Raw genomic sequence first — 13,952 nt, forward strand, 5'->3', positions numbered from 1 at the left:
AAACGCCCACGCTTATCGGCTGTATGTTTTTAAAGACCYACCGCAGCAACCCCAGCCTTGCGACTGACTTGCTTGACTCGCTGTGATCAGCGAAGCCTTCGATTATGACACGTTTTTAAAAGGCCGGTCAACTTTTTTCGCTTTCTTTTTCAACCTGCCGAGCAGCTTGGCCGAGCTGGTGGATCACAGCGTTTGAAGCAGTGATCAGCGAAGCCCACGACTATACAACAGCTTTTTCGCTTTCTTTTTCAACCTGCCGAGCAGCTTGGCCGAGCTGGTGGATCACAGCGTTTGAAGCAGTGATCAGCGAAGCCCACGACTATACAACAGATCGCCCCTCTTGCAAGCAAATGCGGAAAATTACTTCCGCAGAGGGCGGCCTGCAACAGACCAAGACAAGAGTGGGATCGGGCTCGTCCTTCGACTCCGTCACCATCCTCCTCGTTCGGGCCCGTTGTCCAGCATGGGCAAACGATCCACGCCCCAGAAGACTTCGCCGTCGGCGGCGAAGGCCGGCGCGCCCCAGACGCCAGCTGCCGCAGCGGCTTCGGTGGCTCGGCGCAGCCGGTCCTTGCAGGCCTGGCCCTGCAGCAGCGCGTCGGCAGATCCACCACGTCGGACTGCGTGGCAACCACGATGGCCATCAGCGCCTGTCCTGCGCGCGGCGAATCGCCGAGCACGTGGTGGCGGCGGAACACCTGCGCCGCGAAGCGCTTGGGCGCCTTGGCATCCGCGTCGCGGATCAGCCAGAAGGCGCGGTCGGTCGCCACGTTGGCGAAGGCGGCCGTGTCGCCAGGTGCATAGGACGCGCCCAGCCAACGCGCCACACGGCGGATGTCCTAGCGAAGTAGTCGCCCTTGAGCGGCTGGACCAGGCCCAGCACGCCCTTCACGGCACTGCGCTCGATGGCGGCTTCGGCCAGCGGCGACGGCGCGTTCGACCAAGGCAGGCAGCGACTGGCCGACTGCGCCATACGGTTGAGCGCTCCGGTTCAAGGCCGCGCGATGTGCGCCTGCCGGTACTCGCCGGGCGCCACGCCGGTCCATTGCTTGAAGGCGCGCTGGAAGGTGCTGGACTCCGAGAAGCCCAGGCGCTCGGCGATCTCGGGCAGCGCGAGCTCGGGCCGGGCGAGGTACTCGATGGCCGCGTCGCGGCGCAGGGCTTCCTTGATGCTGCGGTAGCCCCGGCCTTCCTCGTGCAGCCGGCGGCGCAGGGTCTGCGGCGTCATCGCAAGTTCGCGGCCGATGTCTTCCAGCGAAGGCATCTTGCCGGCCAGGTGGCCGCGCAGGATGCGGCGGATGCGCTCCGTGATGCTGGACGACTCGCGGTAGCGCACCAGCAGGTTGGCCGGAGCGTGCAGCAGAAATTCGGTCAGGCTTTCTACGGTCTGCACCACGGGCAGTTCGAGCCAGCGAGCATCCACGTACCAGCCCGCGCCGCCCCGCGTTTCACGCACGGGCGCGCGCAGCACTTCGCCGGCGTCGGGGAATTCGGCCGCCACCACGGCCGGGTACTCCAGGCCCAGCAACGGCAAGCGCCGCGCCACGAGCCAGGAGGCCAGACCGTAGGTGAAGAAGATGAAGGTGCGCTGCGCATAGGCCAGCGCCAGATCGACCGGCACGCGCGGCGCCACGCTGAGGTGGGCCACGCCGTCCTGCACGACGAGCCGCGGCACCAGGTCGCGCAGCAACAGACGGTAGTGGCGCAGGCCCAGCGCCAGCGCAGCACCCAGCGTGCGGCCGCCCAGCATCAGGCGGCAACCCAGCGCGAAGCTGCCCAGCGGCAAGGGCGTGGGGCACAGACCCCAGAGCTCGTCGCGCAGGGTGTGGCGCAGGCCGCCCAACAGGCGCGCGTACTGGTCGCGCGTCACGCGGGACAGCGGCGAGCCGAGCAGCGCCGACGAAATGCCGGCGCACGCGAGCAGACCGTCCACATCGACGGCGCGTCGGCGCGCACCGAGAAGCACGCGGTGCACGTGCACGATGGAGATGGTGTGCTGGGTGAAATCCGGCGGCGCGGCCATGCGGTTCAGCCGCCGGTGAACTGCGGCGCGCGCTTCGCGGCCCAGGCCGCACGGCCCTCCTGCAGGTCGGCCGAATGCGCGGCGCGCGCAATGTCGTGCTGCAGCGCGTCCCTGTCGAGCGTGCCGCGTGCGATGTGGTTCAGATGCTTCTTCATGCCGAGCATGGCCAGCGGCGCCATGGCTTCCAGGCGCTGCGTCAAGGCATCGGCCTCGGCGGCGAGCGCCTCGGGCGCGACCAGTTGGGTCAGGAAGCCGATCGCGCGCATCTCCTCGGCCCCGATGCGCTCGGCCGTCAGGAACAGGCGCTTGGCCTGGTCCAGGCCGAGCCGGCTCACATAGCGCTCCAGCCCGCGCGGGTAGAAGTGCAGACCCAACCGCGCGGCCGGCATGAACATGTCGATGCCCTGCACACCGAGCCGGAAATCGCAGGCCAGCGCGAGGTCGGTGGCGCCACCGTAGACGCCGCCCTGCAACAGCGCGAGCGTGACCGGGCGCGCGTCTTCGAGGGCGTTCGCCAGTTCCTCGAAGGCCTGGGGCTTCTGCGCGTCCATCTGGCCGATGTCGAAGCCGCTGCAGAAGTAGCGGCCCGTGGACGCCAGCCGCAGCACCAGCACCTCGGGCCGCGCGTTGACGGTGGCGATGTGCGCGGCCAGCACCTCCAGGTCCTGCGGCTCCAGTCGGTTGGCCTGCTCGGGGCGGCGCAAGGTGATGGTGGCGCTGGCGCCGGTGATCTCCAGAAGGGGCGTATCCATGGGGGGCGCATGTTCGCACAGTGCCCCCCGGCTACGCGCCCTCCGGCTTGATCTGCGCGCGCGCGATCACCGGCTTCCAGCGCGCCTGCTCGCTCTTGATGAACGCGCCGAACTCCGCTGCGCTGCTGCCCACGGCCAGCGCCGTGTCGGCCGAGAGCTTGTCCCTGACGATGCTGCCCTTGGCCGCGCGGATGGCCTCGGCTTCGAGCTTGGCCATGTTGGCGCGCGGCCACTTGGCCGGCGCCAGCAGGCCATACCACTGCGTCATTTCGAAGCCCGGGTAGCCCTGGGCGGCCACGGTGGGCGCATCGGGCAGCTGCGGCAGCCGTTCGGTCGTGCCGGTGGCGATGCAGCGCAGCCGGCCGGCCTTGATGAAGGGCAAGAGCGCTGGGGCGCCGACCGAGGCCGCCTGCAGCCGGCCCGACATCAGGTCGGTCAGCATGGGCCCGGTGCCGCGGTAGGGCACATGCACGACGAAGGTGCCGCTGACCATCTTGAGGTACTCGAATGCTAGGTGGCCGGCGCTGCCGTTGCCGGCAGAGCCATAGTTGAGCTGGCCCGGCTTGCCCCTGGCATAGGCGACGAACTCCTTCAGGTCCTTGACCGGCAGGTCGGGGTGGACCACGTAGAGGCTCGGAACCTTGGACAGCAGCGTGACGGGCACGAAGTCGCGCTCGGCGTCGTAGGGCAGCTTGCTGAAGATGTAGGGGTTCACGGCCAGCGTGCCGATGTGGCCCAGGATGAGCGTGTGGCCGTCCTCGCTGGCGGCGACCTCCTGCATCGCGATGTTGCCGGCCGCGCCGGGCTTGTTGTCCACGAACACGTTCTGGCCGATGGTCTTGGCCATCTCGCCCGCGACCGAGCGCGCCACGATCTCCGAGCTGCCGCCCGGTGCGAACGGCACGACCAGGCGCAGCGGCTTGCTGGGCCAGGCGGGCTGCGCCCGGGCAGCCCAGGGCAGGGCGGCGCCGAGCGCGAGCAGCTGGCGGCGGGAGGGATGGATGGTATGGGGCATGGCGCAATCGCAAGAACAGGTGAAGCGCCATGGTCGTGCGCCAGCGCGCCCGGCGCTTCGGGGTTTTCCTGGCTATGAGCGCTTTAGGCGAAACCGATTGGCGTTGCGAATCGCTCGCATCTACCATCCATTCATCGTCGTTTCTCTCCCCAGGACTCCACCATGGCCGCCTTCGCCCGCAACAACCTCCCGACCCTGAAGAAGACCGGCAGCTACTACGTGATGCACATCCTGGTGGCTGCCGCCGTAGCCTATGCCGTCACGGGCAACCTGCTCATGTCGCTCACGCTGAGCCTGCTGGAGCCCACTGTCCAGGCCTTCGCGTTCTTCTTCCACGAGAAGGCTTGGCAGCGCATCGCCCTCAGGCGAGCTGTTCCCGCAGCAGCCGCTTGAGCAGCTTGCCGCCCGCATTGCGCGGCAGCGGGGTGTCGGACCAGGTGATGGTCTCGGGCACCTTGTAGTCGGTCAGGCGCGCGCGGCAATGCGCACGCACGGCCTCGTCGTCGCGCGCGAGCTCGGGCGCGTACAGGAAGGCGTGCACGCGCTCGCCGAGCACGGGGCAGGGTCGTCCGACGATGGCGGCCTCGACCACGCCGGGCAGCGCCACCAGGCAATGCTCGACCTCGACCGAATAGATCTTGAAGCCGCCGCGGTTGAGCATGTCCTTCTTGCGGTCGAACAGGCGCACGAAGCCGTCGGCATCGACGCTGCCCAGGTCGCCCGAATGCCAGTAGCCCTGTGTGAAGTTGGCGGCCGTGGCCTCCGGGTTGTCCCAGTAGCCGGGCACGACCATGGGGCCGCCGATCCAGAGCTCGCCGCTCTCGCCAGGCGGCAGCTCGTGGCCCTCGTCGTCCACCACGCGCACATGGGTGCAGGGCAGCGGCACGCCCACGCTGTCGGCATGCGCGCGTGTGAGGCCGGCCGGCATCATGGTGGTGGGCGAGGTGGTCTCGGTCGCGCCATAGGCGTTGATGAGCGTGAGGCCGGGCAGACGCTCGGCCATGGCGTCGATGGCCGACACCGGCATGGGCGCGCCGCCGTAGCCACCGATGCGCCAGCTGGCCAGCCGCGCGCGATCGAAGGCCGGCTGCAGCAGGCACAGCTGGTACATGGCCGGCACCATCAGCGTGTGCGTGACGCGCTCGGATTCGAGCAGTTGCAGGAAGGCCGGGGCCTTGAACTCCGACAGCATCACCACCGCGCCGCCGATGTGGACCATGGCGGCAATGATGGCGATGAGCCCCGTGACATGGCTGGCCGGCACGGCCAGCGCGGACCGGTCGCCCGCGCGCAGGCCCATGCACAGTTCGTAGTGGCGCACCGAATGCGCGACGTTGAGGTGCGTGAGCATGGCGCCCTTGGGGCGGCCCGTGGTGCCCGAGGTGTAGAGGATCAGCGCAGTATCCTGCTCGCGCACGGGCGCGGCGGCCTGCACGTCGCCGCGCAGATCGGCCAGCGGCAGGACGCCGGGCGCCTGGCCCACGACCAGGCGCAGCCGCAGGCCGGGCACCTCGTCAGGCAAGGGAATGCGCTCGGCCAGCGTCTGGTCGAACACGATGGCGCAGGCGCCGCACTGCTGCAGCATGTAGGCCAGGCCCGGCCGCTGCTCGCGCTCGCCGATGGGCACGGCGATGGCGCCCAGGCGCTGCACAGCGAACAGTACCGACATGAATTCGGGGCGGTTGCCCACGAACAGCACGACGCGCTCGCCGGCCTGCACGCCGTGCGCGGCCAGGCCGCCGGCGATGCGCGCGACCTCGGCGTCGAGCGCTCTGTAATTCCAGCGCTGGCCGTTGTGGACCACGGCGTCCTGGTCGGGGTGCGCGGCCACGGTACGCTCCAGCAGCGCGTGCACGCTGGCCGGCCGTTCGGCGAAGCAGCGCACCACGCGGTCGCCGTAGACGGCCTCCTCGCGCATGGCAGGAAGTTCAACGCCATGCCATGTCGTCATGCCGTGGCCTCCACCACCGCATTGGCGCCGCGCTCGATCACCACCTCCCCATCCACGAGCTTGCGCGAATGGTTGAGGTCCGACTGCGCGATCAGCACCGACAGCGCACCGCCGCGCAGCCCGGCGATCACCTCGCCCAGCCGCATCGACAGCGCAGGCGCCACGCCCTCGAAGGGCTCGTCGAGCAGCAGCAGCCGCGTGCCCACGCCCAGCGCCCGCGCCAGTGCCACGAGCTTTTGCTGACCGCCCGAGAGCAGCAGCGCGCGCCGCTCGCGCATCTGCGCGAGTTCGGGCAGCACGCCGTAGATGAAGTCCAGACGCTGGCGCTGGTTGCTGGCGCGCGTGGCCCACAGCGGCACGAGGATGTTCTCCTCCACGCTGAGTTCGGGCACCAGGCCACGGTCCTCGGGCATGTAGCCGATGCCCATGGCCGCACGCGTGTGGCGCGGCACCGTGGCCAGGTCCTGGCCCTCGAATGTGATGCGCCCCTGCGTGGGCGTCAGGTGACCCATGACCGTGCGCAGCAGCGTGGTCTTGCCGGCGCCGTTGCGGCCGATCAGGCCGACCATGGACTGCGCGGGCACAGCCAGGCGCAGGCTGCGCAGCACCTGGACCGAGCCGATGGACACGTGGACGGATTCGACGGTGAGCATGGCCTTCTCCTAGTGCAGCGTGCCGGTGACGTAGCGGCGCACGTCGTCCGCGGTCAGGGCCACGGCCGGTGTGTCGTCGGCGATGATGCGGCCCGCGTAAAAGGCCACCACGCGGTCGGCGTAGCGCTCGACGATGTCCATGTCGTGCTCGACGAACAGCACGGTCATGGCCTCCTGGCCCAGCGCGGTCATGATGATGTCCATCATCGGGAACTTCTCCTCGGCGGCCACGCCGCTGGTGGGCTCGTCGAGCAGCAGGAGGCGCGGCTGGCCGGTCAGCGCCATCGCGATGTCGAGCAGCTTGCGCACGCCGCCCGGCAGCTCGGCCACGCGGCGGTCGCGGTGCTCGGCCAGCGTGAAGCGCTGCAGCAGCGCGTCGGCGCGCGCCACGGCCTCGTCGCCGCGCGCGGACTGCCAGAACGACAACCGCCGGCCATGGCAGGCCGTGGCCACGAGCATGTTCTCCAGCACCGTGAGTTCGGCGAACAGCTGCGGGATCTGGAACGAACGCGCCACGCCCAGGTGCGTGATCGCGCGCGGGTCCAGCCGCGTGATGTCGCGCCCGCCCAGCTCGATGCTGCCGGTGTCGGGCTTGAGGTAGCCCGTCACCATGTTCACGAAGGTGGTCTTGCCCGCGCCGTTGCTGCCGATCAGGCTCACACGCTGGCCTGCGGCGATGTCGATGTTGAGGCTGCTGGCCGCGACCACGGCGCCGAAGCGCTTTTCGATGGCGCGGGCGCGCAGCAGGATGTTCTCGCTCATTTCTTCTTGATCCACAAAGAGCCGATGCCGCCCGGCAGGAAGCGGATCATCAGCAACAGGAACAGGCCCAGCGAGAGCTGCCAGGTGTTGGGGAAGTACAGGTTGGAGAAGGAGCGCACCACCTCCAGCAGCGTGGAGGCCACGAACACGGCGAGCACGCTCTGCGAGCCCGCGAGGATGGCGACGAACACGAACTCGCCCGAGGTGGTCCAGTAGCTGAAGTTGGGGTCGATGTGGCCCAGCGACATCACGGTCAGCGCACCGCCGCAGCCGCCCGCGAAGGCCGCCATGCCGTAGTTGAACGCCACGGCCTGGCGCACCGAGCCGCCCAGGTACTCCACGCGCAACTCGTTCTCGCGCACGGCCTGGGCGATCAGGCCGCGCGTGGAGTCGAAGTACACGCGCGCCAGCAGCGCCAGCACGCCGGACACCACGACGGTGACGCCGTACAGCGCGTAGGCCACGCGTTCGTCCGACAGGCTCTGGCCCAGCAGCGTGGGCCGGCCCATGTTGAAGCCGTCGGAGCCACCCAGGCTGGTGGTCTTGACCAGCACACCGTAGCAGACCATGGACAGTGCCAGCGTCAGCATCGCGAAGAAGATGCCGCGGTAGCGCGCCAGCAGCGGCGCGAACGGCAGCGCCACCAGCATGGCAGCCAGGCCGCCGACCAGCGTGAGCAGCAGTGCGTCGGTGATGCCCAGCTGGTTGAAGCACAGCGCGCCGGCATAGCCGCCGACCGCGAACACCAGCCCCTGGCCGAAGGACACGACGCCGCTGCGCATGAGCAGCAGGATGCCCAGCGAGACCAGGCCGTGCGAGGCTGCCATGGTCAAGAGGAACACCAGCCAGCGCGGCAGGAAGGCGCCGACGGCGACCAGCGCCACCAGCAGGCCGAGGCCGCCGCCGAGCACGGTGCCGGGACGCAGGCCGGTCGCCCGGCGCGGCGCTGCGGGGGTGGGAAGGGCAGCGCTCTTCATCAGATCTTCCTCGCCTGGATGCGTTGGAACAGGCCCTCGGGGCGGAACACCAGCACCAGCGCCATGACCACGTAGATCGCGAACAGCTCGACCTGGGGCGCCAGGTGCACGGCGGCGGCGCGGGCCAGGCCGACGATCAACGCGCCGATGGCCGCGCCCTCGATGCTGCCCAGTCCGCCGATGATGACCACGGCAAACGAGACGATGATCACGCCGACCGAGATGCCGGGCTGCACCGAGATCAGCGGCGCCGTGAAGGCCCCGCCGATGCAGGCCAGGAAGATGCCAACCGCGAACGCCAGCATGTACACGCGCGAGACGTTGACACCCATGCTGGAGGCCACCTCCTCGCTGTGGATCACGGCCAGCACGATCTTGCCCTGGCGCGTGCGGTTCAGTCCCCACCAGACCGCCACGCCGACCACCACCGCGAGCAGCATGAGCATGAAGTCGTAGCCCACGTAGATCTGCTCGCCGATCTCGATGTTGCCGAACATGGCGTAGGGCTCGGACACGTAGTAGGGGTTGGCGCCCCAGATCAGCTTGGTGATGTCTTCCAGCATCAGGAACAGCGCGTAGGTGACGAGCACCAGCAGCACCTCGTCGCGGCCGTAGAAGAAGCGCAGCAGGCCGCGCTCGGTCAGCGGCGCGACCAGCGCGGCCACGGCCACCGCGGCCAGCAGCATGGCGACCAGCGACCATTCGGGCGCCAGCTTGAGCGTGGCGAACCAGCCGACGAAGCTGGCGGCCGCGTAGGCGCCCAGCGCGTAGAAGCTGCCGTGCGCGATGTTGAGGATCTTGAGCACGCCGAACACGAGTGTGAGCCCGAGCGCGACGATGAACAGCCAGGAGGCATAGCTCAGGCCGTCGACGAGGATGGTGATGGCGGTGGTCATGGCCGGTTCCGTGAAAGAAGACAGGCTCCAACCGGCCCGCTGACGCAGGCCGGCCGGAGGCGACGGTCAGGCGCCGCGTGTCACTCGCACTTGGCGCCTTGCATGCCGCCCTTGATCCAGTCTTCCGACTTCACGCCGGCCGGCGGATTCACGCACTCGGCCGGGAAGCGCTGGATGTCTTCCAGCAGCACCATCTTCTTGCCGGCGTCGTAGCGTGTCTTGCCGATGGCCGTGGGCTGCGTGGCCTGCTGGCCGTCGCCCAGCGTCATGCGGATGCGGCCACCGGGCGCGTCCCATTCGCTGCCCTTCAGCGCGGCGGCCAGTTGCTCGGACGTGGGCTTCTTGCCGCCGTTGGCGGCCATGGCCTTTTCGGCCGCGAGCTTCAGGCCCATCAGAGCCTGGGCCATGCGGTAGGGCGCCTGGGCCGGGTAGGTGTTGTAGCCCTTCTCGTACAGGCTCCACCACCAGTCGTTGAGCGCGCTCTTGGGCGCCAGCAGGCCATAGGCGCCACGCGCGCCGAGGATGGTGCCGTCGGGCATCTTGTCGCCCAACGGGGTCAGCACATGGTCGGCCGCCGACAGCACGACCTGCGAGCGCTTGAACAGGCCGCGCGGGCCGGACTGCAGCACGAAGGCCTGCAGGTCGCCGCCCCACAGGCTGGAGTGCGTGACGTCGGCGCGCTTGGAGGTCAGCGCCGAGATCTCGGTGCCGTACTGGCCGGCGCCGAACTTGGGCAACAGGTCTTCGCCGACCTTGGCCTGCGGATACAGCTGCGACATGGCGGCCTTGAAGTCGGCGCGCGAGTCGTGGCCCCAGGCGTAGTCCTGGTTGATGAGGTTGTAGCTCTCGGCCTTGATGTTGCGCGCCTTGAGGTAGCGCGCCAGCGCCACGTTGTCCATAGTGCCGTGCGAGGCGGTGCGGAACACGTAGCTGTACTTGGCGTCCTCGAACACGCGCGGCGTGCCGCAGTCGTACAGGATCAGGAACTTCTTGAGCTCCTCGGCCACGGGCGCCACGGCCAGGCAGTCGCCCGAGCTCACGTAGCCGACCACGGCGTCGACCTTCTCACGGTCGTACAGGTTGCGCAGCTCCTGCACCTGCTTGGTGGCGCCGCCGTTCTCGTCGACGTAGACGGCCTCGATCTTCATGCCGCCGATGCCGGCCTTGTTGTAGGGGGCGGGCGCCTCGCCCTTGTTGAAGGCCTCTACCAGCACCTTGGCGCCGTTGACGGCCGGGATGCCGAAGCTCTCGGCCGCCTGGCCCGAGAGGAAGCTCACGACGCCGATCTTGAACGTCTCCTGGGCCTGGGCCGCGGCGGCCAGCGCGGTGAGCGCGAACAGGCCGGCCAGGCGGGCGGCGCCAAATGCCATCTTCTTCTGTGCTTGCATGCTTGTCTCCTGCTTGTGGTGATGGAACGGGAACGGAAACACGATCAGGGCGGCGGCGCGATGGGGGCGGCCATGTCCAGGCCGGTCATCTCGAAGCCCTTCTTGAAATCGACCATGTGCTTGCGCGTCCACTCGGCCGCGGCGGCACCGTCGCGGCGTTGCAGCGCGTCCAGGATGCCGCGGTGCGCGGCCAGGTTGCGCGCCTTGGACTGCGGCAGCCGCTGGTGGATCTGCAGCAGCGTGGGGTTGTAGAGCAGGCTGATGGGCTCGCGCGCCAGCATCAGCGGGCGGTTGCGGCTGGCGCGGCCGACCAGGGCATGGAACTCCACGTCGAGTTCGACCAGGCGTTGGTCGTCTTCCAGCGTGTTCGTGCCCTGGGCCTGCAGCGCAGCCGTCGCTTCGGTGTTGCGCGCGAGTTCTTCGAGGTCGGCCGGCTCGGCGTGTTCGGCGGCCAGCTGCGAGGCCAGCGGCTCCAGCGTCACGGCCACCTGCCAGAGCTCGGCGAAGGTGGTCTGCTGCAGCATCAGCAGGCGCGCCGTACGCGGCGCCAGGTCGTACAGGCCGGGCAGCGCGACGAACAGCCGGCGGCCCTCGCGCCGCTGCACCAGGCCTTCCTGTTCGACCTGGCGGATCGCCTCGCGCACGGTGGAGCGGTGCACGCCGAAGCGTTCGGCCAGGCTTTGCTCGGTGGGCAGCGGCATGCCGGGGCGCAGCTGGCCCGACAGGATGGAGCGCTCGATTTCGGTGGACACCTGCTTGTAGGCCGGCGCCAGCTGCAGCCGGCTGAACATGGAGGCGTCCTCGCGCAGCCGGGCCGGCGCGCTGCCCCTTCTGTCGGACGCTGCTTCGGCCTCGCGGCGCGGCGCACGGGTGCTGCCAGTCAAGCCAGGTCTCCTCGCTCCGCCGCGGCGGGTTTTGTTTGTCGGACAATCGGATTGTTGGCATTCGCATGCGCGCCAACCAGCGGGTTTTCCCGCGCCGTCGGTGGTCCGATTCGCACCCGAAAAGTCACAACTGCGTGACCCTTGCATGCCGTTCGTGGGCCTTTTTGCGAGGTCTACAATCGCGCTCCCCTTGAACACGTCAGGCGGGTTTTGCCGGGCGAACGAGGTCCGCACAGCTCGCCGCCAGAGGAGACGCCAGCATGGCCAGCCCTTCGAATCCGGTGAGCACCGAAGACAAACGCGCCGAGCTGCGCCGCGCAGCGCTCGAGTACCACGAGTTCCCGACGCCGGGCAAGATCTCGGTCACGGCGACCAAGCAGCTGACCAACCAGCGCGATCTGGCGCTGGCCTATTCGCCCGGCGTCGCCGCGCCCTGCGAGGAGATCGTCAAGGATCCCAACGCCGCCTTCAAGTACACGGCCCGCGGCAACCTCGTGGCCGTGATCTCCAACGGCACGGCCGTGCTGGGCCTGGGCGACATCGGCCCGCTGGCCTCCAAGCCGGTCATGGAAGGCAAGGGCGTGCTGTTCAAGAAGTTCGCTGGCGTCGACGTGTTCGACATCGAGATCGACGAGAAGGACCCGCAGAAGCTGGTCGACGTGATCGCCGCGCTGGAGCCGACCTTCGGCGCCATCAACCTGGAAGACATCAAGGCCCCGGACTGCTTCTTCGTCGAGCGCGAGCTGCGCAAGCGCATGAAGATCCCGGTGTTCCACGACGACCAGCACGGCACGGCCATCACGGTGGCGGCCGCCATGCTGAACGGCCTCAAGGTGGTGGGCAAAAACATCGCCGAGGTCAAGCTCGTGGCCTCCGGTGCCGGCGCAGCGGCGCTGGCCTGCCTGACCCTGCTGCTCAAGGTCGGCCTGAAACGTGAGAACGTCTGGGTCACCGACCTGGCCGGCGTGGTCTACAAGGGCCGCACCGAGCTCATGGACGATGACAAGGCCCAGTTCGCCCAGGCCACCGAGCTGCGCACGCTGAACGAGGTGATGGACGGCGCCGACGTGTTCCTGGGCCTGTCGGCCGGCGGCGTGCTCAAGCCCGCCATGGTCGCCAAGATGGCGCCCAAGCCCGTGATCTTCGCGCTGGCCAACCCGAACCCGGAGATCACGCCCGAGGACGCGCGCTCGGTGCGCGACGACGTGGTCATGGCGACGGGCCGCACGGACTACCCGAACCAGGTCAACAACGTCCTGTGCTTCCCCTACATCTTCCGCGGTGCGCTGGACTGCGGCGCGACCACCATCACGGACGAGATGGAGATCGCCGCGGTGCATGCCATCGCCGACCTGGCGCAGGCCGAGCAGAGCGAGGTGGTGGCGGCAGCCTACGTGGGCGAGAAGCTCAGCTTCGGCCCCGAATACCTGATCCCCAAGCCTTTCGACCCGCGCCTGATGATGAAAATCGCGCCGGCCGTGGCCCAGGCGGCGGCCGACTGCGGCGTGGCGCTGCGCCCGATCCAGGACATGGACGCCTACCGCGACCGGCTGCAGAGCTTCGTCTACGCCTCGGGCACGACGATGAAGCCGATCTTCACGGCCGCCAAGAACGCCGCCAAGAAGCGCGTGGCGTACTCGGAAGGCGAGGAAGAGCGCGTGCTGCGGGCCTGCCAGATCGTGGTGGACGAAGGCATCGCCCGGCCCACGCTGATCGGCCGCCCGGCCATCATCGCGCAGCGCATCCAGAAGTTCGGCCTGCGCCTGCGCGAGGAGCTGGACTACGACATCGTCAACGTCGAGCAGGACCACCGCTACCGCGACTTCTGGCAGACCTACCACCGCATGACGGAGCGCCAGGGCGTGACGCAGCAGGTCGCCAAGATCGAGATGCGCCGACGCCTGACGCTGATCGGCGCCATGCTGCTGCACAAGGGCGAGGTCGACGGCCTGATCTGCGGCACCTGGGGCACGACGCACAACCACCTGCACTACATCGACCAGGTGATCGGCAAGCGGCCGGGCGGCTGCGAAAGCACGCCGCAGGACGTGCCCATCTACGCCTGCATGAACGGCCTCATGCTGCCGGGCCGCCAGGTGTTCCTGGTCGACACGCACGTGAACTACGATCCCACCGCCGAAGAGCTGGCCGAGATCACGACCATGGCGGCCGAGGAAATGATGCGCTTTGGCTTGAAGCCCAAGGCCGCGCTGCTGTCGCATTCGAACTTCGGCACCAGCCAGCACCCGAGCGCCGTCAAGATGCGCCGCACGCTGGAACTGCTGCGCACCCAGGCGCCCTGGCTCGAGGTCGACGGCGAAATGCACGGCGACGTGGCGCTGGACGGCAAGCAGCGCGCGGGCATCATGCCGCACTCCACGCTGGCCGGTGATGCCAATCTGTTGGTGCTGCCCAACATCGACGCGGCCAACATTTCCTACAACCTGCTCAAGACGGCAGCGGGCGGCAACATCGCCATCGGTCCAGTGCTGCTCGGTGCGGCCAAGCCGGTGCACATCCTCACCGCCAGTGCCACCGTGCGTCGCATCGTCAACATGACGGCGCTCACTGTCGCCGACGCGAACGCGTTGCGCTGACGCTCGCGGGCCAAGCAAGCACTAACTTGGTGCGATGCGAAGCCCTTGCGGCCC

General features: G+C 68.8%; 13 protein-coding genes. 2 read left to right on the plus strand and 11 right to left on the minus strand.

Features of this window, described 5'->3' with window-relative positions; translation table 11 throughout:
- Positions 1 to 429: 429 nt before the first annotated feature.
- From ASF45_RS37130 to ASF45_RS20785, 4 genes are all read right to left on the minus strand, one after another.
- Entirely contained in the window at positions 430 to 819 is a 390-nt protein-coding gene (locus ASF45_RS37130) for a DsbA family protein (protein ID WP_082551175.1), read from the minus strand.
- Positions 820 to 991: 172 nt separating this feature from the next.
- Complete coding sequence (locus ASF45_RS20775; protein WP_056667218.1) at positions 992 to 2,023, minus strand: AraC family transcriptional regulator; 1,032 nt, start codon at positions 2,021 to 2,023, stop codon at positions 992 to 994.
- A gap of 5 nt (positions 2,024 to 2,028) precedes the next feature.
- Entirely contained in the window at positions 2,029 to 2,775 is a 747-nt protein-coding gene (locus ASF45_RS20780; protein WP_056667221.1) for an enoyl-CoA hydratase/isomerase family protein, read from the minus strand.
- A 31-nt stretch (positions 2,776 to 2,806) separates the two neighbouring features.
- Positions 2,807 to 3,790 (minus strand): tripartite tricarboxylate transporter substrate binding protein, encoded by a 984-nt coding sequence (locus ASF45_RS20785; protein WP_056667225.1) that lies wholly within the window; start codon positions 3,788 to 3,790, stop codon positions 2,807 to 2,809.
- 162 nt (positions 3,791 to 3,952) lie between these two features.
- On the opposite strand from ASF45_RS20785, the gene ASF45_RS20790 reads away from it, so the two are divergent.
- Positions 3,953 to 4,183, plus strand: coding sequence for a DUF2061 domain-containing protein (locus tag ASF45_RS20790; RefSeq protein WP_056667227.1), 231 nt, complete (start codon positions 3,953 to 3,955; stop codon positions 4,181 to 4,183).
- Here ASF45_RS20790 and ASF45_RS20795 read toward each other — a convergent pair.
- From ASF45_RS20795 to ASF45_RS20825, 7 genes are all read right to left on the minus strand, one after another.
- Positions 4,152 to 5,741, minus strand: a complete 1,590-nt coding sequence (locus ASF45_RS20795) for a class I adenylate-forming enzyme family protein (RefSeq protein ID WP_056667229.1) — start codon at positions 5,739 to 5,741, stop codon at positions 4,152 to 4,154. The two genes, ASF45_RS20790 and ASF45_RS20795, sit on opposite strands and share 32 nt — an antisense overlap.
- Positions 5,738 to 6,394 (minus strand): ABC transporter ATP-binding protein, encoded by a 657-nt coding sequence (locus ASF45_RS20800; RefSeq protein ID WP_056667232.1) that lies wholly within the window; start codon positions 6,392 to 6,394, stop codon positions 5,738 to 5,740. The genes ASF45_RS20795 and ASF45_RS20800 overlap by 4 nt, the downstream gene beginning before the upstream one ends.
- A gap of 9 nt (positions 6,395 to 6,403) precedes the next feature.
- Positions 6,404 to 7,156, minus strand: coding sequence for an ABC transporter ATP-binding protein (locus tag ASF45_RS20805; RefSeq protein WP_056667235.1), 753 nt, complete (start codon positions 7,154 to 7,156; stop codon positions 6,404 to 6,406).
- Positions 7,153 to 8,133 carry a branched-chain amino acid ABC transporter permease gene (locus ASF45_RS20810; RefSeq protein WP_082551176.1) on the minus strand — a complete coding sequence of 327 codons (981 nt, stop codon included), beginning with the start codon at positions 8,131 to 8,133 and terminating at the stop codon, positions 7,153 to 7,155. The genes ASF45_RS20805 and ASF45_RS20810 overlap by 4 nt, the downstream gene beginning before the upstream one ends.
- Positions 8,133 to 9,029, minus strand: coding sequence for a branched-chain amino acid ABC transporter permease (locus tag ASF45_RS20815; RefSeq protein WP_056667237.1), 897 nt, complete (start codon positions 9,027 to 9,029; stop codon positions 8,133 to 8,135). Before ASF45_RS20815 ends, ASF45_RS20810 begins: the two co-directional genes overlap by 1 nt.
- 80 nt (positions 9,030 to 9,109) lie before the next feature.
- The gene (locus ASF45_RS20820; protein ID WP_056667239.1) at positions 9,110 to 10,417 is read right to left on the minus strand and encodes an ABC transporter substrate-binding protein; all 1,308 of its coding nucleotides are present in this window, start codon (positions 10,415 to 10,417) and stop codon (positions 9,110 to 9,112) included.
- 44 nt (positions 10,418 to 10,461) lie between these two features.
- Positions 10,462 to 11,301: a FadR/GntR family transcriptional regulator gene (locus ASF45_RS20825; RefSeq protein WP_056667242.1), complete on the minus strand. Its 840-nt coding sequence runs from the start codon at positions 11,299 to 11,301 to the stop codon at positions 10,462 to 10,464.
- A gap of 260 nt (positions 11,302 to 11,561) precedes the next feature.
- Between ASF45_RS20825 and ASF45_RS20830 the strand changes: the two genes are divergently transcribed.
- Positions 11,562 to 13,898 carry an NADP-dependent malic enzyme gene (locus tag ASF45_RS20830; RefSeq protein WP_056667245.1) on the plus strand — a complete coding sequence of 779 codons (2,337 nt, stop codon included), beginning with the start codon at positions 11,562 to 11,564 and terminating at the stop codon, positions 13,896 to 13,898.
- Positions 13,899 to 13,952: the final 54 nt, after the last annotated feature.

Source organism: Pseudorhodoferax sp. Leaf265 (assembly GCF_001422365.1).
GTDB lineage: Bacteria > Pseudomonadota > Gammaproteobacteria > Burkholderiales > Burkholderiaceae_C > Pseudorhodoferax.